Origin of the sequence: Novosphingobium pentaromativorans US6-1, assembly GCF_000767465.1 — a bacterium.
In the GTDB taxonomy this organism is placed as follows: domain Bacteria; phylum Pseudomonadota; class Alphaproteobacteria; order Sphingomonadales; family Sphingomonadaceae; genus Novosphingobium; species Novosphingobium pentaromativorans.
The window spans coordinates 1862900-1887098 of sequence record NZ_CP009291.1 but is presented as its reverse complement, the minus strand read 5'-3'; the positions used below and the strand labels follow the sequence as shown (position 1 = coordinate 1887098).

27 protein-coding genes and 1 tRNA gene are annotated in these 24199 nt (G+C 65.2%); 11 read left to right on the top strand and 17 right to left on the bottom strand.

The window, feature by feature from the left end:
* Nucleotides 1-3 precede the first annotated feature (3 nt).
* From JI59_RS08705 to JI59_RS08680, 6 genes are all read right to left on the bottom strand, one after another.
* Nucleotides 4-759: a methyltransferase domain-containing protein gene (locus tag JI59_RS08705; protein ID WP_007013129.1), complete on the bottom strand. Its 756-nt coding sequence runs from the start codon at nucleotides 757-759 to the stop codon at nucleotides 4-6.
* Nucleotides 756-1376 carry an alpha/beta fold hydrolase gene (locus JI59_RS08700; protein WP_007013131.1) on the bottom strand — a complete coding sequence of 207 codons (621 nt, stop codon included), beginning with the start codon at nucleotides 1374-1376 and terminating at the stop codon, nucleotides 756-758. The genes JI59_RS08705 and JI59_RS08700 overlap by 4 nt, the downstream gene beginning before the upstream one ends.
* Nucleotides 1373-2536, bottom strand: coding sequence for an aminotransferase class I/II-fold pyridoxal phosphate-dependent enzyme (locus tag JI59_RS08695; protein ID WP_007013130.1), 1164 nt, complete (start codon nucleotides 2534-2536; stop codon nucleotides 1373-1375). Before JI59_RS08695 ends, JI59_RS08700 begins: the two co-directional genes overlap by 4 nt.
* A gap of 264 nt (nucleotides 2537-2800) precedes the next feature.
* A complete protein-coding gene (locus JI59_RS08690) occupies nucleotides 2801-3004 on the bottom strand; it encodes a hypothetical protein (protein WP_007013133.1) in 204 nt (67 codons plus the stop codon).
* Entirely contained in the window at nucleotides 3004-3207 is a 204-nt protein-coding gene (locus JI59_RS08685; protein ID WP_007013132.1) for a DUF4169 family protein, read from the bottom strand. Before JI59_RS08685 ends, JI59_RS08690 begins: the two co-directional genes overlap by 1 nt.
* Nucleotides 3208-3219: 12 nt before the next feature.
* A complete protein-coding gene (locus JI59_RS08680) occupies nucleotides 3220-4689 on the bottom strand; it encodes a helicase HerA domain-containing protein (RefSeq protein WP_007013134.1) in 1470 nt (489 codons plus the stop codon).
* 243 nt (nucleotides 4690-4932) lie between these two features.
* Between JI59_RS08680 and JI59_RS08675 the strand changes: the two genes are divergently transcribed.
* A complete protein-coding gene (locus JI59_RS08675; RefSeq protein WP_007013135.1) occupies nucleotides 4933-5451 on the top strand; it encodes a cytochrome b in 519 nt (172 codons plus the stop codon).
* Nucleotides 5452-5518: 67 nt separating this feature from the next.
* Here the strand turns inward: JI59_RS08675 and JI59_RS08670 are convergent, their stop codons facing one another.
* Nucleotides 5519-5707: a hypothetical protein gene (locus JI59_RS08670; protein ID WP_007013136.1), complete on the bottom strand. Its 189-nt coding sequence runs from the start codon at nucleotides 5705-5707 to the stop codon at nucleotides 5519-5521.
* Nucleotides 5708-5962: 255 nt separating this feature from the next.
* Here JI59_RS08670 and JI59_RS08665 point away from each other — a divergent pair, with 255 nt between their 5' ends.
* Both JI59_RS08665 and JI59_RS08660 read left to right on the top strand, forming a co-directional pair.
* On the top strand, nucleotides 5963-7261 hold the full coding sequence (locus JI59_RS08665) for a DUF3422 domain-containing protein (protein ID WP_007013137.1): 1299 nt from the start codon (nucleotides 5963-5965) through the stop codon (nucleotides 7259-7261).
* 70 nt (nucleotides 7262-7331) lie between these two features.
* Nucleotides 7332-8177: an NTP transferase domain-containing protein gene (locus JI59_RS08660; protein WP_007013138.1), complete on the top strand. Its 846-nt coding sequence runs from the start codon at nucleotides 7332-7334 to the stop codon at nucleotides 8175-8177.
* A 269-nt stretch (nucleotides 8178-8446) separates the two neighbouring features.
* Here JI59_RS08660 and JI59_RS08655 read toward each other — a convergent pair whose 3' ends face one another.
* From JI59_RS08655 to JI59_RS08645, 3 genes are all read right to left on the bottom strand, one after another.
* A complete protein-coding gene (locus JI59_RS08655) occupies nucleotides 8447-9022 on the bottom strand; it encodes a hypothetical protein (protein ID WP_007013139.1) in 576 nt (191 codons plus the stop codon).
* Nucleotides 9023-9452: 430 nt separating this feature from the next.
* Nucleotides 9453-9539 (bottom strand) — tRNA-Leu (locus JI59_RS08650).
* A 141-nt stretch (nucleotides 9540-9680) separates the two neighbouring features.
* Nucleotides 9681-10544 carry an MJ0042-type zinc finger domain-containing protein gene (locus tag JI59_RS08645; RefSeq protein WP_007013140.1) on the bottom strand — a complete coding sequence of 288 codons (864 nt, stop codon included), beginning with the start codon at nucleotides 10542-10544 and terminating at the stop codon, nucleotides 9681-9683.
* Between the two features lie 149 nt (nucleotides 10545-10693).
* Between JI59_RS08645 and ftsE the strand changes: the two genes are divergently transcribed.
* Genes ftsE through JI59_RS08625 form a run of 4 tightly spaced genes read left to right on the top strand, consistent with a single transcriptional unit; the run spans nucleotide 10694 to nucleotide 13566 of the window.
* Entirely contained in the window at nucleotides 10694-11407 is a 714-nt protein-coding gene (gene ftsE / locus JI59_RS08640; RefSeq protein WP_007013141.1) for a cell division ATP-binding protein FtsE, read from the top strand.
* Between the two features lie 35 nt (nucleotides 11408-11442).
* On the top strand, nucleotides 11443-12330 hold the full coding sequence (locus tag JI59_RS08635) for a cell division protein FtsX (protein WP_052117960.1): 888 nt from the start codon (nucleotides 11443-11445) through the stop codon (nucleotides 12328-12330).
* 10 nt (nucleotides 12331-12340) lie between these two features.
* Nucleotides 12341-12871 (top strand): YdcF family protein, encoded by a 531-nt coding sequence (locus JI59_RS08630; RefSeq protein ID WP_007013143.1) that lies wholly within the window; start codon nucleotides 12341-12343, stop codon nucleotides 12869-12871.
* Complete coding sequence (locus tag JI59_RS08625) at nucleotides 12871-13566, top strand: lysophospholipid acyltransferase family protein (RefSeq protein ID WP_007013144.1); 696 nt, start codon at nucleotides 12871-12873, stop codon at nucleotides 13564-13566. Before JI59_RS08630 ends, JI59_RS08625 begins: the two co-directional genes overlap by 1 nt.
* Nucleotides 13567-13657: 91 nt before the next feature.
* Here JI59_RS08625 and JI59_RS08620 read toward each other — a convergent pair whose 3' ends face one another.
* The 3 genes from JI59_RS08620 to hisC form a co-directional block, all read right to left on the bottom strand.
* The gene (locus JI59_RS08620) at nucleotides 13658-14437 is read right to left on the bottom strand and encodes a transglutaminase-like domain-containing protein (protein ID WP_007013145.1); all 780 of its coding nucleotides are present in this window, start codon (nucleotides 14435-14437) and stop codon (nucleotides 13658-13660) included.
* Between the two features lie 70 nt (nucleotides 14438-14507).
* Entirely contained in the window at nucleotides 14508-15434 is a 927-nt protein-coding gene (locus JI59_RS08615) for a prephenate/arogenate dehydrogenase family protein (protein ID WP_007013146.1), read from the bottom strand.
* Nucleotides 15431-16543, bottom strand: a complete 1113-nt coding sequence (hisC, locus tag JI59_RS08610) for a histidinol-phosphate transaminase (RefSeq protein ID WP_038575854.1) — start codon at nucleotides 16541-16543, stop codon at nucleotides 15431-15433. Before hisC ends, JI59_RS08615 begins: the two co-directional genes overlap by 4 nt.
* A 104-nt stretch (nucleotides 16544-16647) precedes the next feature.
* On the opposite strand from hisC, the gene metX reads away from it, so the two are divergent.
* Both metX and metW read left to right on the top strand, forming a co-directional pair.
* Nucleotides 16648-17751 (top strand): homoserine O-acetyltransferase MetX, encoded by a 1104-nt coding sequence (gene metX / locus JI59_RS08605; protein WP_239000606.1) that lies wholly within the window; start codon nucleotides 16648-16650, stop codon nucleotides 17749-17751.
* A gap of 8 nt (nucleotides 17752-17759) precedes the next feature.
* Entirely contained in the window at nucleotides 17760-18353 is a 594-nt protein-coding gene (metW, locus tag JI59_RS08600; protein ID WP_038575851.1) for a methionine biosynthesis protein MetW, read from the top strand.
* A gap of 142 nt (nucleotides 18354-18495) precedes the next feature.
* On the opposite strand, the gene nadA is transcribed toward metW, so the two are convergent.
* The 4 genes from nadA to JI59_RS08580 form a co-directional block, all read right to left on the bottom strand.
* Entirely contained in the window at nucleotides 18496-19482 is a 987-nt protein-coding gene (gene nadA / locus JI59_RS08595; protein WP_007013150.1) for a quinolinate synthase NadA, read from the bottom strand.
* 170 nt (nucleotides 19483-19652) lie between these two features.
* The gene (locus JI59_RS08590) at nucleotides 19653-20531 is read right to left on the bottom strand and encodes an MBL fold metallo-hydrolase (RefSeq protein ID WP_007013151.1); all 879 of its coding nucleotides are present in this window, start codon (nucleotides 20529-20531) and stop codon (nucleotides 19653-19655) included.
* 60 nt (nucleotides 20532-20591) lie between these two features.
* Entirely contained in the window at nucleotides 20592-21056 is a 465-nt protein-coding gene (locus JI59_RS08585; protein ID WP_007013152.1) for a DUF1465 family protein, read from the bottom strand.
* A gap of 148 nt (nucleotides 21057-21204) precedes the next feature.
* Nucleotides 21205-21402, bottom strand: coding sequence for a YdcH family protein (locus JI59_RS08580; protein WP_173364724.1), 198 nt, complete (start codon nucleotides 21400-21402; stop codon nucleotides 21205-21207).
* 223 nt (nucleotides 21403-21625) lie between these two features.
* On the opposite strand from JI59_RS08580, the gene JI59_RS26175 reads away from it, so the two are divergent.
* Complete coding sequence (locus tag JI59_RS26175; RefSeq protein ID WP_007013154.1) at nucleotides 21626-21781, top strand: YdcH family protein; 156 nt, start codon at nucleotides 21626-21628, stop codon at nucleotides 21779-21781.
* 100 nt (nucleotides 21782-21881) lie between these two features.
* On the top strand, nucleotides 21882-24158 hold the full coding sequence (gene ptsP / locus JI59_RS08575) for a phosphoenolpyruvate--protein phosphotransferase (RefSeq protein WP_007013155.1): 2277 nt from the start codon (nucleotides 21882-21884) through the stop codon (nucleotides 24156-24158).
* The last annotated feature ends 41 nt before the right edge of the window (nucleotides 24159-24199 follow it).

Here is a 24199-nt window from a genome sequence, read left to right as displayed (position 1 = left end):
GGCTCACCTAGCGCGATGAAGGTGGCAGGTCACGACCTCGTACGTGACAGCGCTTCCGGAAGCCTCGAAACGCGCCATGACCCTGCGTAGGGCGGCGGGCGGCAGCGGGCGATGGCGGGGCGAAGACGTGCCGGCGCCGATGGCCTTGAGCGAGCGCAGGAACGCGCGGGCATCGGCATGGCATTCCACGTGTGCCTCGACGTCGAGCGCGGCCGGGTCGAGCCGGGCGAAGTCTTCGACGGGCTGGAATTCCGGGGTTCCGGCGACCAGTCCCTCGGCCGCGTGGGCTTCGCGCCATTCGGCGAAACTGCCGGGGCCGAGAGTGGTCACGAGGCAGTGACCGCCCGGCGCGAGCCAGTCGGCCATGCGGGCCAGCGCGGCCGGGGCGTCGGTGAACCACTGCAGGGCCAGGCTGGAGCAGATGAGATCGAAAGGGCCGCCTTCCGGGGTGCCGAATTCCCCGTCCATCGCAGCGAATTGGCGCGAGGGCGCATCGCCCAGGCTGGCGCGGCAACGCTCGACCATTTCGGGTGCGATGTCGGTAATCGTCCAGTCTCCGCCGACATCGGCCGCGAGCAGCGCACGCGTCAGGAAGCCGGTGCCGCAGCCGATTTCCAGCACGCGCGGGCTTTGCGGCAGCGCAAGTGCGGCGATGCGCGCGGCAAGGGCTTCGGCGACGCTGCGCTGGACGCGGGCATGGTCCTCGTAGTCCGGCGCCTTGGCGAAGGCCCGGATGATGCGTTCGCGTTGCCCGCTCATGCGAGGGACCCAGCCATGTCGCGGACCGCCTGCGCGCAAAACGCCGGGTCTTCGAGGGGGAGCAGATGGCCGCCGCCTTCGTGGCTCAGGTGCCGTGCCGCGATGCCGGCAAAGCAGCCCTGGCGCATGGCTTGCGGAAGCAGCGGATCCCTGGCGCCCTGCACGACCAGAACGGGAACTTCCGGCAGGCGGGGATGCGCATCGCGCAGGCTCAGCAGGTCATCGCGCAGGGGAGCGGGATCGATCCGCGCGAAAGCCGCGTCGCATCCGACGCGCCGGCGGAAGTCTTCAACGACCGTTCGCGGATCGCGGCCGAACTGGCGCAGCATCAGCTCGACGACGCGGGTCGCCACGCCCGGACAGTCGGGCGTGGCGGTGAAGCGCTCGAACCCGTTGATGGCGACGAGACCGGCCAGTCCCGGCGGTGGATCGGCGAGGAGCCGCATGGTGCCGAAGGAATGGGTTACCGCCAGGCAGGGACCTTCGACTGCCGGGGCCAGCGCGTCGCCGAAATAGCCGCGGTCGTCGCGCAGCTGCTCCCATTCGGGCAGGAGCGGGGCCAGCGCGTCCCAGAAGTGCCGGTCGAATCCCCAGCCGTGACAGAACAGCAGCTTCACCGGTGCGCCTCTATGGCTGTCAGCAGGGCATCGACGTCGGCCTCGCTCTGGCTGGCGCGCAGGGCGATGCGCAGGCGGCTGGTGCCGGGCGGAACCGTGGGCGGGCGGATCGCGGAGGCAAGCAAGCCTGCCGTTTCCAGCCGGGCCGAAAGTGCCATGGCATCGGCTTCTGCGCCAATCACGGCAGGCACGATCTGGGTGCTCGAGGCGCCATGGTCGAGGCCGAGCCGCGACAGGCCCGCGCGCAGTCGGTCGCCCAGCGCCGCGAGGTGGGCGCGCTCGGCGTCCATGCCGGGCACGAGGTCGAGCGCGGCGTCGATAGCGCCCAGCACCGCAGGGGGCGGCGCGGTCGTGAAGATAAAGCCGCTGGCGGTGTTGACGAGGTAGTCGATCAGCGCCTGCGAGCCCGCGACATAGGCCCCGAATCCGCCGAGCGCCTTGCTGAAGGTGCCCATGATCAGATCGACCCGGCCCGGTATTTCGGCCGAAAGGCCCGCGCCGCCGGGGCCGAGGACGCCGGTGGCATGGGCCTCGTCGATGAAGAGCACGGCATCGTGCGCTTCGGCGATGGCGGCAAGGCGTGCCATGTCGGCGCGGTCGCCGTCCATGCTGAACACGCTTTCGGTCAGGATCATCCGGGCCGGGGCATCGCGTCCCTTGTCGGCAAGCAACGTCTCGAGGTGGTCGAGGTCGTTGTGCCTGAAGCGGTGCTGGCGCACGCCGGCCATGGCGATGCCTGCGTGCATGCTGGCGTGGATCAACCGGTCGGTGAAAATGGCGGCGCCCGGTACGGCTGCGAGCAGGGCGGGGATGACCGCGGCATTGGCCTGCCAGCCGCTGGCAAAGATCAGCGCGGCCTGGGCCCCCTTGAACTGCGCGATGCGCGCTTCGAGCGCGAGGTGCGCATCGCTCGTGCCCGTGACCAGCCGCGATGCGCCGGAGCCGGTGCCTAATCTTGCGGTCCATTCGCGCGAACGCTCGATCAGCAGCGGATGACGGGCAAGTCCGAGGTAGTCGTTGCTGGAAAAGTCGACCAGTTCGCGCCCCTCGCGGATCACGCGGCCGCCGCCGGCAAGGGCAGCCGCGCGCAAGGTGCGGCGCTGTCCGGCGCTCTCGATCCGCGCGAGCGCGGACTTGAGAAGGGAATCGAGCCTGCTCATCGCAGGTGCCGGTATGGCAAGCGGAGCCTTTGTACAATGGCGCTAGGGAAATCGGCGCCCGGGGCACGGTTTTTCAACGATAGGCCGTGTTGGATTTTTTAAGAGTTTACGGACTATGCAATCGATAGCATAGTTGCTTCCCTGACGCCCGAAGTCGGACGCGGGCGTTGATTGGCCCGGTGCCGGATCGCTTCTCTTCCATTCTCTCTCCGCGATCCTGCACCGGGCATTTTTCCCCTGGCCGCACAGGTGCAATGCGAGGGATCAGCTTTCGAACAGGTCGAGGTAGGCCACCACGTCGTTGTCGGTGGCGATGAACAGCCCGTCCTGGACGTCTTCGGGTTGCTGCGCCGCGATTCGCATGGCTTCGGACAGGGGGCCGTAGAACAAGGTATGTGCCGCGCCGCCTTCGGGACCGGCATCGAGGTGATAGAGGCGCACTGTCGCGCTCTCGTAAGTCGTGCGCATCAGTCCGGGCCCCCGTTGCTGTCGGAGTCCTTTTCGCGCCGTGCACCGTCGACCGTACGGGCAAGCCGCTCCGCTTCGGCCTCGGTTGCCTTGCGCTCTGCCGCGGTGCGTCCGTGCCGGGCGCGATTGCTGTCCGCCTGCGCCTTGTCTCCGGCGCGGGCCTTGGCCTTGCGGGCCAGGCGAAGGTTGATGATTTCGGCCATGTCCGGCCAGTCTTACGCCTCGACGGGGGCTGTCGTCACGCCCAGATCGGGCAGGCCGACCGATCGCTTGCCTGAAAAGTCGGTGCGCACGACGATCAGGCCGTCCTTTTCCAGATAATCGAGCAGGCGCTGGACCCGGCGCGGGCTGCTGGTGCCGTAGATGCGCGCCAGTTCCATGTCGTCCGGGCACGGTTTTCCGTCCATTGCGGCGCGGGCGATGACGTAGAACGTCGCCAGCGCATCGTCGGGCACGTGCTTGGCAAGGTTGAGCAAGTCGAGCCAGCGTTCGTCCTCCGGATCCTCGATCCCCGCAAGGGCGGCGGCAAATCCGCGGCGGAACATCGTGGCGTCGAGGCCGCGGATCGAAATGCCCTTCATCCGGCAGCGGATCGTGAAATCCTGGAACAGCGTGGTCGAGGACTGGAACGTGCAGTCCTCCTCCTGCGCCATGGCGTTGAGGATCTCGACCATCGCCGCGCGGTTTTCTTCCGGCTCGGGTTCGGGCCGTTCGGGGCGCGGGGCGGGATCGGCCACGCTGTCGGACGTCGCGATGCTGGCCGACAGCTCCTCGACGTCGAGGCGCGGTCGCGGCGCCGGGCGCGGGAATTCGGGGCGCTCGGGCTCGACGTGCAGGTCGGCGTGGAGCAGTTCGCGCATGTCCTCGGTGCTGGCGGTCGGCAGCGGGGCGAGGCCGGGTGTCACCGACTTCGCGCCGGTCCGGACCGAACCGATGTTCACCGCGACCGGGCGGCGCGCGATGGCCGGGCCGAGACCGAGGAACTGGCCGCGCGCAAGATCGCGGATCTGTTCGGCCTGGCGGCGTTCCATGCCCAGCAGGTCGGCTGCGCGCACCATGTCGATGTCGAGGAAGGTGCGGCCCATCAGGAAGTTGGATGCTTCGGCCGCGACGTTCTTGGCCAGCTTGGCAAGGCGCTGGGTGGCGATCACCCCGGCGAGGCCGCGCTTGCGCCCGCGGCACATCAGGTTGGTCATCGCGCCCAGCGATATGCGGCGGGCTTCCTCGGAAACTTCGCCGGCGGCGGCAGGCGCGAACATCTGCGCCTCGTCGACCACAACCAGCGCCGGGTACCACTGTTCGCGCGGGGCATCGAACATGGCATTGAGGAACTGCGCGGCGCACTTCATCTGCTGGTCGATTTCCAGCTCGTCGAGCGCAAGGACAACCGAGGCGCGGTGCTGGCGGATGCGCGCGCCGAGCCGGACGATCTCGGCCTCGCCATAGGCCGCGCCGTCGATCACGACATGGCCGAATTCCTCGGCGAGGCTGACGAAATCGCCTTCGGGGTCGATCACCACCTGCTGGACGATGGCGGCACTCTCTTCGAGCAGGCGGCGCAGCAGGTGCGACTTGCCGGACCCGGAATTGCCCTGCACCAGCAGGCGGGTCGCGAGAAGCTCCTTGATGTCTATCCTGATCGCCTCCCCGCTGGGGGTCTGGCCGATGACGATTTCTGCACTCACCGGTCCTGCATTAAGCAAGCGGGCCAGGGGAATCAAAGGTGCGAGTGGCCTTTATCCATAGCTTGGGGGCAACCTGGCGGCGCAAGGCGGAACCACGAGGCCGCCCGGTGCAATGAAATCCTGTTTGACGGGAATGAAATAACTCGCAAATCTGAACGCTCGTTGGACCATGGCGTGCCGGGCGCGCCGTAGATCCGTTTTCGCTGGGGGTCGCAATTCGGCCCCCTATCATAAGGGCAATAAATGACGGTCGAGAAATACAACCTGGGAGCCCGGTGGTTCCACTGGACCCTTGCGATTCTGGTCATTCTCAATCTGGCTTCGGGCCTTCTGCACGAACCGCTCGAAGACGTCATTCAGCTTATGACCGTGCACAAGTCGATCGGCCTGATCATTCTGCTGGTCACGATCGGGCGGATCGTCTGGCGCCTGCGCTGGACAAAACCGCCGCTTCCCGGCTCCATATCGCCCTTGGAGCGCATGGCCGCATCGGCCACGCACCTGGCGTTCTACGCGCTGATGCTGATCATGCCGCTCACCGGCTGGATTTTCTCATCGGCAGGCAAGTATCCGCTCAGTTTCTTCGGCCTGTTCCTCTGGCCCAAGCTGCCCATCAGCAAGGACGGTCCGCTTGCCGGTCCCGCACACGAGGGACACGAGATCCTGGGTTGGTTGATGCTCGCGCTGGTGGTCCTGCATATAGCGGCGGCCTTGCGCCACCACTTCCTGCTCAAGGACGGTATCCTGCGTCGCATGCTGTAAAGGCAAGTCAGGCCGCGACACTGGCCGCAGCCTGACAATATCGTTTCGAACCTGCAATCAGGCCGGTTCAGCTACTGGGTAGCTGGCCGGTCTGGTCCAGCCGCCGCCACACTTCGTCCATGGGTTCGATCACCGTGATCGTGCGATTCTCGCCGAAGCGGATGCGCGTGCCTTCTTCCACCGGAGTGATGAAGGTGACCTGCGAGGCATTGACGATCGCAGGGACCCTGTCGGTGGCGGTGAACTTCACGAACATAACCGGCTCTCCCAATTGTTTGCATAGAAGCTAGCCGGATTCCGGGAAGTTGCCAGCGGCATTTCGCGCAGGCCGCGGTCCTTTCCGTTTCACACCCCCAGAATTGAAGATGACTTGCCGCCTGATGGCTTCGGTCGCGCGGGACGCAGGAATTGGTATTCCGAGCCGTCGGCCCGGTTGAGGCCACGTGCCCGCTGACGTTATTATGCGGGCATCGAATCCAGGCAGCAGCCGGGATCGCAACAGGGATGTTCAATGCACGATGAACACGAGTTGCGCCGCACCGTCGTCGGCGAGATGCACTTGCGACGCTGGCCCCTGCTGCAGGCGCCGTCACTCGTCATCCAGTTGGTCCGGGTTCTCGATGCACACGACCGTGAGGCGGAGCGGCTGGCGCTGAGCGATCTGCCGCACGGGGCGTGGATCGACTGCGCCGACAATCCGCGCCACGTGAAGGGCCTGTTCGCCCCCGGTGTCGCCTTCACGCTGGAGCGGCATAGCGAAGCCAGCACGACCACCCTGTTCATTCCGGATGGCACGCTGGATGCGCTCTTCGCCCCCGAGGCTGGCAGCGACCTGGACAAGGCGGTGGCCTGGGCCAATTCGCTGCCAGGCAAGGTGATCCGCTCAACCCGGCTGCTGCTGGTAGAGGACGAGGGACAAGCAAGCGACCTTCTGCCGCAGATCGGGATTGCCGACGACGAACTCGTCTGCTGCCGGATCGGCACGGAAGAGGCGCTGGACGCCTCGGCGCGGATCTGGTCGGATTTTCGCCTGCGTGAACAGGGCTTCGGTATCCTGATCGTTGCGGCCAACGGGATGCTGCCCGCCGATCTCACGCGCACCGTCCAGCGGTTGCAGGAACTGGGCAACTATCGCAATCTCGCGCTGCTCGGGCTTCCGGTTGCGCGCGAAGGCTGGAAGCGGCTCGATCACATCGAGGCGATGCTGGGCAAGATGAACGGCGCCATCGCGCGGCCCGAAGTGACCGACGATTCGCTGCTGGACGAAGTGACCAGCCTCTACATGGATCTCATCACCCACTCGGCCGAATGCGATTACCGGATGAGCGCGACCGAGGCTTATGCGACCATCGTCGAGGAGCGGCTGACCGACCTCAACATCCGGCCATGCCCGGGGCACCTGTCGCTGACCGATTTCACCCAGCGCCGCTTCTTTCCGGCGGTGCGGACCTGCGCTGCCCATCGTCGCCGCGCTGAACAACTCGCCCAGCGCACCGCGCAGTTCGTCTCGCTGTTCCGCACCCGGATCGAGACGCGCATCGAGAACCAGAACGGGCGCCTCCTCGCCTCGATGGAACGCAATGCCACGCGCCAGCTGCGCCTGCAGCAACTGGTCGAAGGGCTCTCGGTGGTGGCGGTAAGCTATTACGCGCTTGGCTTGCTGGGGAAGCTGCTGGAAGGAGTCGAGAGCGTCGTGCCGGGCCTGCACGCCCATTTCCTGACCGCATTGATGGTGCCGTTCGTGCTTGGCGCGGTGTGGCTTGGGATCCACTATATGAAGAGACGGATTCTTGACCCCATGGCGAGGTAGTTTACGACAATCCATGACAATGACTCGCCGGTCATGGGGCTGTCACAAGTACGCGGCATAGGCGCAGTCCATGAACCTTCGCAGTCTCTCGCCCGATCAGGGCCGCGCCGGACCGCCGATCCGTCTGATCGTTCTCGCCGGCCGTCCGCGCAAGGGGGCCCATCCCCTCGCGGAGCGTTTCGGCGTGAGCCACAAGTGCCTGATCCCGCTCGCGGGAAAGCCGCTTGTCGCGCATGTCCTGCAGACTGCGGCGAACCATCCGCGAATTGCCAGTCTCGCCGTATGCATCGAGCGCGAGGGCTTCGAGCCTATATATGATGTCCTCACCCGCCTGCCCGGGCGCGGTACGGTGGCGCTCGTTCCCGCGCGTGACAGCCTGGCGGATAGCGTGCGCGCTGCCGCCGAAGGCTGGGAAGGGCCGGTGATCGTGACCACTGCCGATCACGCGCTGCTGAGCGAGTCGTCGATCGATGCCCTGCTCGATACGCTGGAGACGGCCGACATCGCCTTTGCCCTTACCCGTCGCGAATGGGTGGAGGCTGCCCACCGCGCAGGCCACGGCCATTATCTCCGGCTGCGTGACGGTGAATTCGCCGCCTGCGATCTTTACGGCATGTCAGGACCTGCCGCGTTGCGAGCCATCGAGGTGTTTCGCGGCGACCGCAGCGGCCAGCGTATCGCGCGCGCAACCGGAGTGCTTGGCCTCCTGCGGGTCATGCTCGGGATGGAGACGCTCTGTGGGGCGATTGCGCGGGCTTCCCGGCGCCTTGCGCTGAAGGTCGGCGCGGTCATTCTCGGAGATGGCAGCCAGGCGATCGATGTCGACGATGATCGCACTTATGCGGTGGTGCGTGACCTGCTCGAAACGCGGGGCGAGGAACAGATCGAAGCCGCGCCCCGGCTTGCGGTCGCCTGACCGTCCGGAAAATTCCGCTGGCCATTTTCGGTAGGGGAGAGGCTTTCCGGTAGGGGAGAGGCTGGTCTGCGCCCTTGCCTCAGGCCCCTGAATTGTTTCGTCAATTCAGGGGATGGTGCGGTCGAGAGGCATAAAAACCCTTCTCATACAACAGCATAGTGACCGAAAAGCTTTTGAGCGGACTCAGTTTTGTCCTCATTCCACGTCATGCTGTTTCAGGGTAACGCAGAGGACAAGGTGGAATGGAGGGTGGAATAGAATGGCTTGATTCAGTCAATTTTGATGCCATCCAACACAACCCGCGCATTTGCCATGGCTCTGTTTCTCATAGTCCGCTCAAATGCCCGCTGCTGTCGTTCGACGTCTATCATGACGGCAAGCAGGCGCAGCAAACCCGCCAGAGAGGTCTGACTTCCATCATCCTCCCGGTCAGTGCCCTTTGGAAGAGACGAGCGGAGTTTCGTCTCGTCCTCTGACTTCACGACATAGTCGAGCTGATGTGCAATTTTGTTGCGAATGGCATTGACCACTTTGATCGGGGGAATGTGGCTCGGATGCAAAAGCCCCATCGCTGCCACGAGTTGGAGTTTCTGGGAGAAGCCGGTGCGGTCGAGCTGAAGGTGCCTAGGGAATGGCACGCTCTCGCTCAGCAATCGGGTGATGACATGGTCGAGGTAGAGATGAGCCTGGATGAAGGCTTGCGCTGGGTCATCATCCGGCACCCTCTTTTTCAGTGCGGGTATGTCGAACGAGAAAACTGAAACCTCAGCTTTGATTTCATCTTCGGCCTTCTTGACCAGCGCAATATCCTCAGGGGTAGCCCTTGGTGATTTGTCACTAGCCATCTTTTGCCTTTCCCCTGAGCTATTTTTGATGTGCTTGTGCGTGGGGCAGAGCGGAGATTGCTACACTTCTGGCCTTTTTGGATTAGTCTCTCGTAAAAAGAGATATACCCAGTGAGGATAACTGGGTGCAGATTTTACTCTTATTCCCACGCACCAACACACCAACTGTGCTGCTTTGATGATTGGCTCGCGCCAGCACCCTGATGTGCACTATCCAGAGGTCGTCTGAGCAAGCAAACAAACAAGCGTGAACGACATGAGGTACTGGAGTGAACCAATCATCTATCCATTAAACAATGGTAGCAACCACCTGAACATTTGTCGAACACGCACAGTGGATAGCTCACCCGCATAGGGTGGAACAGAGGGTGGAATGGGTTTTGAGAGTTCACCCCAAAATCTAAGTGCCACAGGCACTTAGATTTGGTGATGGTGCGGTCGAGAAGACTCGAACTTCCACGGGCTTTCGCCCACAACGACCTCAACGTTGCGCGTCTACCAATTCCGCCACGACCGCTAAATCAAACGGGGCTTGGTTCGCACCAGCCCCGTGGCAGGAGCGCGCCATTAGCAAAGGGATTGGGGGGCTGCAAGCGCTGTTTCCGATAAAAATTCAAGGAGGCGAAATTAATTCGGAGTCGGCGCGCGCGAACCCGCCTTATTCGGGCTTCCAGCCGATTTCGGCAGCGGCAGCCGCCTTGGGAATGTCGGTCAGCGCTTCGTTGATGGTCACCATTTCGCCGGGCGCGAGTTCGCGCTTGGGCGGAACGATTTCCTTTTCATAGACAATGCGCTCGCGATCGTCGCGCAGGACGACGAGCAGCGAAGGCACGTAGCGCGATTCGCTGCCGATGTTGCTGATCGTGCCGCTCACGCTGAAGAATTCGGTGCCGTCGGGCAGGGGTTTGCGATCCTGCCGCTTGCGCGGGAAGTCCAGCTGCAGGTCGGGCTGTGCCTTGGTGAAGCTCTGGCGCGGGATCGGCACCCAGTCGGGCAGGCCGAACCATGCCACGGCCCCGGTCAGGCTCAGGGTGGCGACGGCGAAGACGCCGGCCGCGATGGTGCCGATCTTGGTCCAGTTGCGGCGCGGGCGGAACGGTGGCGAGAAATCGAAGCTGGAATGGGACTCGTCTGCGTAACGCGCACCGACGGTGTCGTCGTAGTAGGATGACACCGTGCGCTGTGGTGTCCTGGGCGGTGCCGGCGGCAGCGGGGAATCGTCCCGGGTGAAGCTCGAGGTGCGCCCGGGTGCCACCGGTTCCGGCTCACGCGCGGATTGCTGCTCTGCGGCGCCTGTGTCGGCAGCGCCCTCATCGGTCGCGGGAGCCGGCCGGGGCGGCGGGGCTTCCTGCGCCGAGCGCTGGGCCGCGGCCTGCGCTTCGGTTTCGGCAAGGGCGAGTTCCGGACCTTCCTGGAACCAGCTGTGGCGGCATTTGGCGCAACGAACGGTGCGGCCATCCACGCCGATGGCGCTGTCCGGGACGGCGTAGCGCGTAGAGCAGGCAGGACAGGCGATGATCATGGTGTCATGTTATAAGCACGGTTAGCTCGCGCGGGACAAGCGTCGGACATGTGGGTAGGCGGCCCAATGGCCTTTTTTCCACATTCAATGCTCGCTATAGGCCGCAAATCGCCCGTTCGGACCCGGACACACTGACGAACCAGATGAGTATGACTGCGGACGGGGAAATCATTCACTTCGACAACGTGGGGCTTCGCTACGGAACCGATCGCGAGGTTCTCAGCGACTTGAGCTTCACCTTGTTCCCGGGGCGCTTTTACTTCCTGACGGGCGCCAGCGGCGCGGGAAAGACTTCGCTGCTGCGCCTGCTCTATCTTGCCCAGCGCCCTTCGCGCGGGATGATCCGCATGTTCGGGACCGATGCGATCACCATGCCGCGCAGCCGCCTGCCGGGGCTGCGGCGGCGGATCGGCGTGGTCTTCCAGGACTTCCGGTTGATCCCGCACTTGTCCGCCTTCGACAACGTCGCGCTGCCGCTGCGCGTGGCCGGCCACCAGGAAAAGGACCTCGCCGGGCCGGTCCGCGACATTCTCGACTGGGTGGGCCTTGCCGACCGCATCGATGCGCGCCCGCCCACTCTTTCCGGCGGTGAGCAGCAGCGCGTGGCGATCGCCCGCGCCGTGATCGCGCGCCCCGCGATGCTGGTCGCCGACGAGCCGACCGGCAACGTCGACCCGGAGATGGCGCTCAAGCTGATGCGCCTGTTCGAGATGCTCAACCGCCAGGGCACCACCGTCGTCGTCGCGACCCACGATCTCGACCTGCTGCGCAAGGTGCCCGAGAGCCTGATCATGCGGCTCGACCGCGGCCGCCTGTCCGATCCGACCGGAGCGCTGCGCTACCCGCCGAGGAAGATGCAGTGAGCCTGCGCACCTTACTGGGCGGCGGGCGCCGGCTGATGGGCCGGGGCGAGGCCGAGCTGATCCCGCAGGGGCGGATGTCCGGGCCGATGCCCTGGGTCATCGCGATCATGGTGGCGATGACGGCCATTGCGCTTGCGGCAGGCCTGGCGCTGGGCAATGCCGTCAGCGCCGCGCGCGCCGAGATCGAGGGCGGCGTCACCATCCAGATCGTCGAGCCGCGCGCCGACTTGCGCGCAAAGCAGGCGAAGCGCGCGGTTGCGGCGATCAAGGACCTGCCGGGCATCGCCGGCCTGCGGCTGGTCCCCCAGACCGAGCTGGATGCCCTGATCGAGCCCTGGCTTGGCACCGGCATCGACGATGCGACGGGCACGGCGATCCCGATTCCCGCGCTGATCGACGTGCGGCTGGACCGTCAGGCCACGCCAGCCCGGCTTGCCGCGATGGAGCAGGCAGTCATGCCGGTGGCGCCGTCCGCGAAAATCGATGCGCAGTCGAACTGGCTCAAGCCGGTGTTCGACGCGATGGTTTCGCTGCAATTGCTTGCCATGGTGCTTGTCGGCCTGCTGGCGCTTGCGCTCGCCGCGGCGGTGCTGCTGGCGGCCCGCTCGGCGCTCGGCGCGAATCGCGATACAATCGAGATCGTTCACCTGCTCGGCGGTACCGATGCCCAGGTCGCGCGCGTCTTCCAGCGTTCGATCGGCTACGACGCGGCGGGCGGCGGGGCGGTCGGGCTGGTCCTGGCGATGGTGGTTATCTTCGCACTGGGCCGCCGCTTCGCCGGGCTGGGGGCAGGGCTGGTCGATAACGGCGCGTTGATCTGGAGCGACTGGCTGCTCCTTGCACTTGTCCCATTGCTGGCCACATTGCTGGCAATGGTCACGGCGCGGCTCACGGTGATGCACGCCCTGCGCAAGATGCTATAGTACACACAAGATGTTTCGTCGCACGGTCGCATTCCTGTTCCTTGCCTGGCTTTTCGGGTTCCTGTGGTTCGCCATCGCGCTGCCGCAGCCGCTCGACGGGACGAAGACCGATGCGATCATCGTGCTGACCGGCAGCGCTGGACGGATCGAGCACGCGCTGGATGTCCTGAAGGAGGGTGAGGCCTCGCGCCTGCTCGTCTCGGGCGTCGACCGCGAGGTCAAGCCGCGCGAGTTTGCCGCCCAGTTCGGCGTCTCGGACAAGCTGCTCGAATGCTGCATCACGCTTGGCTACAACGCCTACGATACGCGCTCGAACGCGATCGAGGCGGCGCAATGGGTCAGCGAGCACAAGTCGAAATCGGTGCGGCTCGTCACTGCCGACTGGCACATGCGCCGCGCCATGCTGGAAATCTCGCGGGAAATGCCTGCCGGTGTCGAGCTGAAACCGGACGCGGTATCCTCGCGCCCCAGTCTCGGTGCGCTGTTCCTTGAATATCACAAGCTGCTGGCGCGCTTCGTGCTGAACCTGTGGGGCAAGTGATGCGCAGCACCCCGGCCGACGTCTTGCGCAGTCTCGCGTTCTACGCTGCCTTCTATACCGGCTCGATCTTCTATGTGCTGGGCTTTTTTCTGGCCGCAAAGCTGGGCGAAATGCCGGCACGCCGCGTCGTGCGCGGCTGGTCGCGATACCATCGTGCCTGTGCCCGCTGGCTGCTGGGCATGCGCGTGGTCGTCGAGGGCGAGATGCCCAATGACGGGGTGCTGGTGGCGATCAAGCATGAAAGCTTCTTCGAAGCCATCGACCTGCCTTCGCTGATGGACTGGCCGGTGCCGTTCCCCAAGGCGGAGCTTGCCCGCATTCCCGGTTGGGGCGCTGCGGCGATGCGCTACGGCATCGTCGTCGTCCAACGCGAGGAGGGGGCAAAGGCCCTGCGGGCAATGGTGGCCAATGCCAGGCACTTCGCAGCCAGGGGCAGGCCGCTGGCGATCTTCCCCGAAGGTACGCGCGTTGCGCATGGAACGCGCGGCGAACTGCAGTCTGGCTTCGCCGGGGTCTACAAGCTGCTCGGCCTGCCGGTCGTGCCGGTCGCGGTCGACAGCGGGCGGCTCTACCACCGGCGCTGGAAAAAACCCGGAGTGATCACCGTGCGGGTGGGCGAGCGGATCGAGGCCGGTCTGCCGCGCAAGGAAGTGGAAGCGCGCGTGACCGAGGCGATCAACGCGCTCAATCGCTGACCAGGCTGACCTGCGGCCCGGGGCGCAGGCGGTGAGGAAAGCAGCATCCCCGCCTGCGCAGGGATTACGAAGGTGATAGCGGTCTCGGCGGCTATGCCACTTCAGTGACTTCCACACTTTGCGAATTGAGCGTGACCGCACCGTAGCTGGTGAGGAACGAGACGTCGGCGGCGTCGCGGCCCACGCCGATCTTGGCGATGCACTCGGGGCGCGACATGCCGGTGGCGTCGACCATGTGCCAGGCACCGTCCAGGAACACTTCGGCTACGGCGTGGAAATCCTGCGGGTCGACGCCCAGGCCATAGACGCTGGCAAAGCGCGCCGGGATCGCACTGGCGCGGGTGAGCGTGATCATCAGGTGCGCGAAATCGCGGCAGACCCCCTGCCGGGTGACGAAAGTCTGCTCGGCGCAGGTGCTGCTCTCGCTCGATCCGACCACGTAAGTGAGGTGCTGGCCGATCCAGTCGCGGATCGCACCGACGCGCGCGCCGCCCTGCAGCCCGCCGAATTCGGCCTCGACCAGGTTCTGGAAGGTGTCCGATGGGCAGTACCGCGAAGGCATCAGGTAATCGACCGTCTCCCCGGGCAGCAGGTGGGCCGGAACCGCCGCGAGGTCGTCGACACGGGCGAGCATGCGCACCGGTTCCACTGTAGCCTCGTAGTGGACCTTCAGCGTTTCCGCCGCTGCCAGCCAGATGCGGTCGCCGATGTTGTCATGCCCGGGGATGCGCGCGAAGTGCTCGACAGGCGGCAGGTCGATATGGGCGCGCAGCACTTTCTGTTCGGGCAGGATGGCCGCCTCGATCTGAAGCAGCACGTCGGCGGGAGCCGGGAGCGAATAGTCGAGCTCGGTACGGATCGATAATTTCATGGGGGCAGGGCTCCGGTGCGGGGGCTGTCCTCCGCTCAAAGCCGGGTAGCCGAAAAAGGTCCTGCGGGCCTCAGATTTTCTTCGTTCCGTTCTCGTGGTCGCCGCGACCGAAGTCGGGGCGGGAATCGTCCTGACCTTCCTGGATGATCGAGCGGCGGATCGCGCGGGTGCGCGCGAACTGCTCGAACAGCGCATCGCCGTCACCCACGCGGATCGCGCGCTGCAAGGCGGTGAGGTCTTCGGTGAAGCGCTGCAACATGGTGAGCACCGCTTCCTTGTTGGTCAGGAAGACGTCGCGCCACATCGTTGGATCGCTGGCGGCGATGCGCGTGAAGTCGCGGAAACCGCCGGCAGAGTACTTGATCACCTCGCTCTGGGTCACGTCCTCGAGATCGGAGGCGGTACCGACGATGGTATAGGCGATCAGGTGAGGCAGGTGGCTGGTCACGGCGAGGACGAGGTCATGGTGCTGCGCGTCCATGATCTCGACGTTGGCGCCGAGCGCTTCCCAGAATTCGACGAGCTGCGAGAGCTTGACGAGATCGGTGTGCTCGGGCGGGGTGACGATGCACCAGCGGTTGCGGAACAGGTGGGCAAAGCCCGCATCCGGACCGGAGTTTTCCGTGCCCGCGACCGGGTGTGCCGGGATCACGTAGTGATCGGGCAGGGCTTCGCGCAGGGCTGCCGCGATAGACTGCTTGCACGAACCGACATCGCTGATCAGTGCATCCTTGCGCAAGGCGTCGCGCACGTCGAGGGCCGCTTCGCCCATGACGCCGGGGGGCACGCAGAAGATCACGAGATCGGCATCCCGCACTGCCTCGGCCGCGGTTTCGCAGACCTGGTGGACAAGGCCGCGGTCGGCAGCACGGGCGCGGGTGGCGGGATCGAGGTCGAAACCGGAGGTCTGGACCTCGGGCAGAAATTCCTGCGTGGCCAGGCCGATCGATCCGCCCTGCAGCCCCAGGCCGATGATGGCGACTTTTTCGAAGCTCATTTGGCGGCCTGCGCCATGTCGCGCAGTACATCGGCGATCACGTCGAGGTCGGCGCGTTTGCCGATGGTGATGCGCAGAGCCTGCGGCAGGCCCTGCCCGGGCAGCCAGCGCACGATATAGCCGCGTTCGGCAAGGCCGTCGAAGGCGGTCTCGGCGGAGAGCGGGCCCTCGAACAGGATCAGCACGAAGTTCGCCTGGCTCGGCAGCGCGCGCAGGCCATGGTTGCCCAGAGCCTCGATCTTCTCGACGAAGCGGGCCCGCTCGTCGCGGTTGTGTACGCGGCTGTGCTCGACGAAAGCGGTGTCTTCCAGCGCGGCAAGCGCCATCGCCTGCCCGGTGCTCGATACGTTGAAGGGACCGCGGATGCGGTTGAGCGTCTGGATGATGCCCGGCGCGCCGGTGCCCCAGCCGATACGCTCGCCGGCAAGTCCGAAGATCTTGGAGAATGTGCGGGTGACCAGCACGTTATCGTGCGCGGCGGCCAGTGCCATCGCGCCGTCCTCGTCCTCGGGCGCGACGTATTCGCCGTAAGCCTGGTCGAGCACCAGCAGCACGTCGGCGGGCAGCGCTGCGTGGAGCCGTGCGATCTCGCCCTTGGGCAGGTAGGATCCGGTCGGGTTGTTCGGGTTGGCGATGAAGACTACGCGCGTCCTGTCCGTCACCAGGGCGATCAGGGCATCGACATCGGTCCCGTAGTCGGCATCGGGGGCTACGACCGGCGTCGCGCCGCAGCGACGCGCGGCAATGTCGTAGACCGAAAAGCCGTAGCGCACGTAGATCACTTCGTCGCCCGGGCCGGCATAGCCCTGTGCGGCGAGGTTGAGCAGTTCGTCCGAGCCGGTACCCATGACGATCCGCGCCGGATCGATCCCGTGCAACTCGCCGAGCTTGGCGCGCAGCGCCTTGCTGTCCGGGTCGGGATAGAGCGCGGGGGCCTGCGCCTTTGCGGCCAGCGCGGCCTCGCTGGTGCCCAGCGGGTTCTCGTTCGCCGAAAGCTTGATCAGCGGTCGCCCGTCCTTGCCGGAGGATTTGCCCGGCACATAGGCGTGAATCGCCTCGATCCAGGGCTTGGGCTGCGGGGCTTTCGAACGGGTTTCGGTGTCGGTCATCACGCGCGCGCCTTTAACGCAGCGTGGGACCGATTGACAGCCTGTGATTGACAGTTGCCGGGACGTCCCCCACTTGGCGGTTCATTATGGCCACGGCCCGCGACATGGAAACCAGTAAAGTCCTCGAACTGGCGCAGCCTCTTCCGCTTGACGGCGGGCAGAGCCTCGAAGGCGTGCGCATCGCTTACGAGACGCACGGAACCCTCAACGAGGCTCGCGACAACGCGATCCTCATCTGCCACGCCCTGACCGGCGATCAGCACGTCATGTCCGACCATCCCAAGACCGGCAAGCCGGGCTGGTGGGTGCGCATGGTCGGGCCGGGCAAGCCAATCGACACGGATCGCTTCTTTATCGTCTGCGCCAATGTCATCGGCTCGTGCATGGGCTCGACCGGTCCGGCGAGCCCTGGCCCGGACGGCAAGCCTTACGGCATGCGCTTCCCGGTCATCACCATCCGCGACATGGTGCGCGGCCACATCGCCCTGCTCGACGCCTTGGGAATCGACCAGCTCCACGCCGTCGTCGGCGGCTCCATGGGCGGGATGCAGGCGCTTTCGCTGGCGGCGAACTTCCCCGAACGCGTGCGCGCCGCGCTGGTCATCGCTTCGACCGCGCGTCATTCGGCGCAGAACATCGCCTTCCACGAAGTGGGGCGCCAGGCGATCATGGCCGATCCCGACTGGCGCGAGGGCGCCTATTACGAGGCCAAGGAGAACGGCGGGAAGGGCCCCGAAAAGGGTCTCTCGGTCGCGCGCATGGCCGCGCACATCACGTATCTGTCCGAAGCCGGTCTGACCGAAAAGTTCGGCCGCCGCCTGCAGGACCGCAGCGAGAAGACCTTCGGCTTCGATGCCGATTTCCAGGTCGAATCCTACCTGCGCTACCAGGGCCTGTCATTCACCGACCGGTTCGACGCCAATTCCTATCTCTACATCACCCGCGCGATGGACTATTTCGACCTCGCGGAGGAGCATGGCGGGATGCTGGCCAACGCCTTCGCCCGCTCGAAGGCGCGCTTCTGCCTCGTCAGCTTCGATACCGACTGGCTCTACCCCACCTCCGAATCGCGCAATGTGGTCCACGCGCTCAATGCCGCGGGCCTGCCGGTGAGCTTCGTCGAGCTTTCCGCCCCGTTCGGGCACGACTCGTTCCTGCTGGACGTTCCCGCGCTCGATCGCGTCGTCGAAGGATTCCTGAACCAGTGAGCCCGGTGATGAGCAACCTGCGGCCCGACCTTTCCGTGATCGCCGCCAATGTCGCGCCCGGATCGAGCCTGCTCGACGTTGGCTGCGGGGACGGGACCCTGATGCAGGCCCTGCGCGACGAGAAGCAGTGCGACGCGCGCGGGATGGAGCTGAACCCTGCGAACGTGGGCAAGTGCGTGGGCAAGGGGCTGTCGGTGATCCAGGGCGATGCCGACAGGGATCTTGCCTTCTATCCCGACAAGTCGGTCGACTATGCGATCCTCTCGCAGACGCTGCAGACGACGATGCGCCCCGACATGGTGCTGGAGGAACTGCTGCGCATCGGCCGCAAGGCCTTCGTCAGTTTCCCCAATTTCGCCCACTGGCGCGTGCGCCTCTCGCTGTTGTGGGGCGGGCGCATGCCGGTGACCCGGCTGCTGCCGGTCGCATGGTACGAGACACCGAATATCCACCACCTCACCGTCGACGATTTCCGCGCGCTGGTGAAGGAGCGCGGAATTACCGTAGAGGGTAGCTGGTTCCTCTCCGGCGACACCCAGTGCAGTTCGGCGGCCGCGAACTTCCGCGCTGAACACGCGGTGTTCCAACTCTCGCGCAACTGATCGGGTCGGGCCAGCGCCCGGCCTGCGACAGGTTCAGGCTGGCTGAACCGTGTCTTGGATCAAGAGAGGATTGGCCAAGGTTATTCGCTCCATCCGCTCAGGCTGAGTTTGCCGAAGGCCGTGCGCCCACCCGGGGCAGCGCTTAGCGCGCCCCGAGGTCTCCCTTGCCCACGGTGCCCGATGCCATTTCCAGCATCCGGTCGAGGCTCTTCTTAGCGGCGACGCGCAGGCCTTCCTCGATTTCCACGCGCGGCTGCAGGTCGCGCAGGGCGAGGTAGAGCTTCTCCATGGTGTTGAGCGCCATGTAGGGGCAGATGTTGCAGGCGCAGTTGCCGTCGGCACCGGGGGCGCCGATGAAGGTCTTGCCCGGCAGCGCCTTTTCCATCTGGTGGATGATGTGCGGCTCGGTGGCGACGATCAGGGTCTGGCCTTCGAAATCCTGGGCGAACTTGAGGATGCCGCTGGTCGAACCGACGTAGTCGGCGTGATCGATGATGTGCGGCGGGCATTCCGGATGTGCGGCGATCGGCGCGCCCGGGTGCTGCGCCTTGAGCTTGAGCAGTTCCGTCTCGCTGAAGGCTTCGTGGACGATGCATACGCCCGGCCAGAGCAGCATTTCGCGATCGAACTTGCGGCTGAGGTAGCCGCCGAGATGCCGGTCGGGGCCGAAGATGATCTTCTGGTCCTTCGGGATCTGCTGCAGGATCGTTTCGGCGCTGGAGCTGGTGACGATGATGTCGGACAGCGCCTTCACCTCGGTCGAGCAGTTGATGTAGGTCAGCGCGATGTGATCGGGGTGAGCTTCGCGGAATGCCTTGAACTTTTCGGGCGGGCAGGAATCCTCGAGGCTGCAGCCGGCTTCGAGGTCGGGCAGCACGACGATCTTTTCCGGGCTCAGGATCTTGGCGGTATCGGCCATGAACTTCACGCCGCAAAAGGCGATGACGTCGGCATCGGTCGCGGCGGCCTTGCGGCTCAGTTCAAGGCTGTCGCCCACGTAGTCCGCCAGGTCCTGGATTTCCGGCTTCTGGTAGTAGTGGGCGAGGATGACGGCGTTGCGCTCCTTGCGCAGCCGCTCGATCTCGGCGCGAACGTCGATGCCGGACAGATCGGCGGGCATTACGGTCATGGTAGGCTTTCCCTCTGGTTCCTGTGCCGGTTTCGTTCCGGTTGCGGGGCCTATCTAGGGATGGAACGCCCATGCCCCAAGGGGAAAATGCGTTTGCCACTGCTGCACCGCCAGCCACCGCCGTGCAGTCTGCAGCTAGCGGCCTGGCGCTTGCGGTAGATGCGGCCCGGTCAGATGTGCAGCGACCACGCGTCGTCGGTGTGGACGACGATCTCGCGGCGTTCCAGATCGATCAGGTGTGCGTGGACAGACCGTCCCGCCGCAGGCCAGAGGCGCTCGTCCACGCCCTTGTACATGTGCGGAATCATCTCGTCGATCCGGTGGCGGCCTGCTTCGATCTGGCGAAGGATCTGCTTCTCGCGCTGTCGGCGATGGCCGATCATGCCGCGCACGAGTTGGCGCGGCTTTTCGACCGCGGGGCCGTGCGCCGGGTAGTAGACGGTGTCCTGTTCGCGCCGGTAGAGCGCGGCGAGGCTTTCCATGTAGTCCGACATGTCGCCGTCCGGCGGGGCGACGACGCTGGTCGACCAGCCCATCACGTGGTCGCCGGTAAACAGCGCGCCGGTCTCGGGCAGGGCGTAGCACAAGTGGTTCGAGGTGTGGCCCGGCGTCGCGACGGCCAGAAGCGTCCAGCCGTCGCCCGAAACCGTCTCGCCGTCGGTCAGGATCCGGTCGGGACGATAGTGCGCGTCGAAAGCGGCGTCCGCGCGCGGTCCGTCGTCTTCCAGCGTAAGCGGGGCGCAGCCGACGATCGGCGCGCCGGTGCGAACGGCAAGCGGGGCAGCGGCGGGGGAGTGGTCCCGGTGCGTGTGGGTGCACATGATCGCGCTGACGCGCGCGTCGCCGATGGCGGCCAGGATCGCATCGATGTGTTCGGCCTCGTCCGGGCCGGGGTCGATCACCGCCACATCGCAGCCTGAGCCGACGAGGTAGGTCTGGGTGCCGGTGTAAGTGAAAGGCGAAGGATTGCGTGCCAGTACGCGCCGCACGAGCGGGCCGACCTGTTCGGCTTCGGAATAGGGGGCGGCGATGGCGCTTTGCTCGGTCATGGAGGCGATATGGCCCCTGATCGCTGCGCTGTCGAGTTTCCGGCCCGAACGCGGGCCCGATCAGCCGGCCAGCCGTTGTTCGATGCGTTCGCGCAGCCGCTCTATCGCGCTGGGCTCATGGCTTTCGCTCAGGCGCCAGTTGCGATCGAGCCAGAGCAGGCGTTCGTAAAAGCGCCGCGTCGCCTGGACCAGTTCGACCGTTTCGGGCTCGAGCAGGGCCAGCTGCTGCGCATCGGACCGGCGCATTTCGGCCGACAGGCGGCCGTGGCGGCGCAGCTGGTAGTCGGTGATCTCGCCCATGAAGAAGGCCCGGTGATTGAGCAGCCAGGCGATCGCGTGCATCATCCGGGTCGTCGTGCGCAGGCCCTCGCTCGACAGGGCGACGCGCGCGTCGTCCTCGTCGTGTCCGGCCCGCTCCAGCTGGCCGGACAGCGTGAAGGCATGGCGCACTTCGTCCGAAAGCGTGAGAGCTTCGCAATAGAGCGCTTCGACGATGCGCGGATTTATGGTCAGCGGTTTCGACATTGCATTCGATATTTATGAAGGTCGAATCGCGGGCAACAGCGTCTTGGCAAGAATCCACGGCCCGATTCGGGACTGTCCCTGCGTGGCACGTTTCATGGTTTGCCGATGTTAACTGAAAGGCAGCATTCCTCCGCAGAAATCCGTCGAATCAGGCAATTATATCCGGGATTAGGTAATCCTCGATCTGCGCGATCTGATCCTTCAGGATGAGTTTGCGCTTCTTGAGCCTGGCAATCTGCAGCTGATCGGACGCTCCCGTGGCATTGAGAGCGTCGATGGCAGCGTCGAGATCGCGATGCTCGATCCTCAGGAGTTCTAGGCGCTTGCGCATTTCCTCTTCGGTCACGCCGGAATTCCTCATAACTTTGCGCGGTTTGGGGCCGCGGCGCTGGTTTGGCTGCTGGCCTGCTCAACGCAGCGACCATGCGATTCACCGAATATGAATCAATCATCCTCTTCGCAAGGTGGCCTGAATATGTTTGGATGACTTTGCGCCGTATCCGACAGGAGTCGAGTCGCCAATCCGGGAGCTCGGCGCGGATCCGGCCCCTTCAAGAGGAGAACCGTCCATGGATAGTTCGCACGTCAGCGCCCTTCAACTCAAGCATGCCGGGATCGAACGCCGGCTTCACGACGAGATGGCTCGGCCGTTGCCTGACAATGCGGTAATCCAGTCCCTCAAGAAGCGAAAGCTCAGACTCAAGGAAGAAATCGCCCGCTGTTAGACGCGCGATCCCCCGCGTAGCGGAGATAAGTTCCGAATTAAGCTGATTTCACGGTCCCGCTCCGTTCCCAAAGCGCTCCGATTGGGGTAGTTCTCAGGGTATGACCAGCGGAGCCGTCGAAGCAGCAAGAAACATTCTCACCCGCCTCCACGAGGTCATGGCTTCGCGCAGCAATGCGCAGGCCAAGCTGAACAACGTGGTGGAAGTGATAGGCGAGTGCCTCGATAGCGAGGTCTGCTCGATCTACCTCCTGCGCGAGGGGATGCTGGAACTCTTCGCGACGCGCGGCCTGGCCCAGGAGGCTGTCCACGTCACGCGAATGGCGGTGGGTGAAGGTCTCGTCGGCACGATTGCCGACAATATCGAGACGCTCAACCTCGCCGAAGCGACGGCGCACCCCGACTTCTCCTATCGTCCGGAAACGGGGGAAGAGAAGTTCCATTCCTTTGCGGGTGTACCGATCGTGCGGCGCGAACGTGCGGTTGGCGTGCTGTGCGTGCAGCATGTCGATCCGCGCCGCTACGAGGAAGTCGAGATCGAGGCCCTGCAGACGGTGGCGATGGTGCTCTCCGAGCTCATCACCAATGCAGACCTCATCGACGAAGTGGATACCCATTCCTTCGATGCGGCCAGCAACGGTCCGGAGCAGCTTCATGGCCTGACCCTGGTCAAGGGACTGGCATCGGGTACCGCGGTCTATCACCAGCCGCGGGTGACAATCGAGCATGTCGTCGCGGAAGACACCGAGGCCGAGCGCCAGCGCGTCATCCTCGCCTTCGAGAAGATGCGCGAGCAGATCGACCGCATGGCCAGCCAGGCGGAATTCGGCGTGGGCGGAGAGCATGAGGAGGTCCTCGAGACCTACCGCATGTTCGCTTACGACGAAGGCTGGACGCGCCGGATCAACGAGGCGATCGATTCGGGCCTGACCGCCGAGGCGGCGATCGAACGCGTGCAGCAGCGCACCCGCATGCGCATGCGCCAGATCGACGATCCGCTGCTGGCGGACCGCATGCACGACCTCGAGGACCTGGCGAACCGCCTGCTGCGGATCGTTTCAGGCCAGATGGGCACGGCGGCCTCGATGGGACTGCGCAGCGATGCGATTCTGATCGCGCGCAATCTCGGCCCGGCCGAGCTTCTTGAGTACGACCGGAGGCGCCTGAAGGGCGTCATCCTCGAGGAAGGCTCGCTTACCAGCCACGTCGTCATCGTCGCGCGCGCCATGGGCGTGCCGGTGCTCGGACGGGTCCGCAGCATGCGTGGTATCGTGCGGGAAGGCGACCTGCTGCTCCTCGACGCCGACCAGGCCACGGCGATGGTGCGGCCCGCAGCGGGCATGATCGAGGCCTTCGAGGCCCGTTTCGCCAAGAGCCGTGAGCGCCAGGCTGCCTATGCCGCGCTGCGCGACGTCCAGCCGGTTTCGCGCGACGGCGAGCGGATCACGGTCATGATCAACGCGGGCCTGCGCGAGGACATCACCAATCTCAGCCTCACCGGCGCGGACGGCATCGGGCTGTTCCGCACCGAATTCCAGTTCCTCGTCTCGGCCACGCTGCCGCAACGTGAACGCCAGACCCGCCTCTATCGTGACGTGCTCGATGCGGCAGGGGACAAGCCGGTGATGTTCCGCACAGTCGATATCGGCGGCGACAAGACCTTGCCCTACCTGCGGCACGACGACGGCGAGGGGGAGGAAAACCCGGCGATGGGCTGGCGCGCGTTGCGCGTGGCGCTTGAGCGCGACGGCCTGCTGAAGGCGCAGGCCCGTGCCTTGCTCGAGGCGGCGGCCGGGCGCACGCTCAATGTCATGTTCCCGATGGTGGCCGAACCCTGGGAGTTCGACGCCGCCAAGGCGGTGTTCGACAATCAGCTCGCCTATCTCAAGACGCAGAAGAAGGTCCTGCCCGAAGCGATCCGCTACGGGGTCATGCTCGAGGTTCCCGCGCTTGCCGAGCAGCTCGACCTGCTGGCGCCGAAGATCTCGTTCCTGTCGATCGGCACCAACGACCTCACCCAGTTCCTGTTTGCAGCGGACCGTTCGAACCCCAAACTGGCCGAGCGCTATGACTGGCTGAGCCCTGCTATCCTGCGCTTCCTGCGGCGGGTCCTGCGCAACGTCGAGGGTCACAACGTCGATGTCGGCGTGTGCGGCGAGATGGGCGGGCGGCGGCTGGAAGCCCTCGCCTTGCTTGGCCTGGGGATCAGGCGGCTGTCGATCACTCCGGCGTCGGTAGGTCCGATCAAGGAGATCATCGGCAAGGTCGATATCTCGCAAATCCGTGAGGCCATGGACGGATGGCTGGCCAATCCGCCTGAGAACATGCGCGCGACGCTGGCGCGCTGGGCTGCGGATCGCGAAATTCTCGTGGATTGACATAACTCTGGCGCAAGCAGAGGATATCCGTCGCCGGTCAG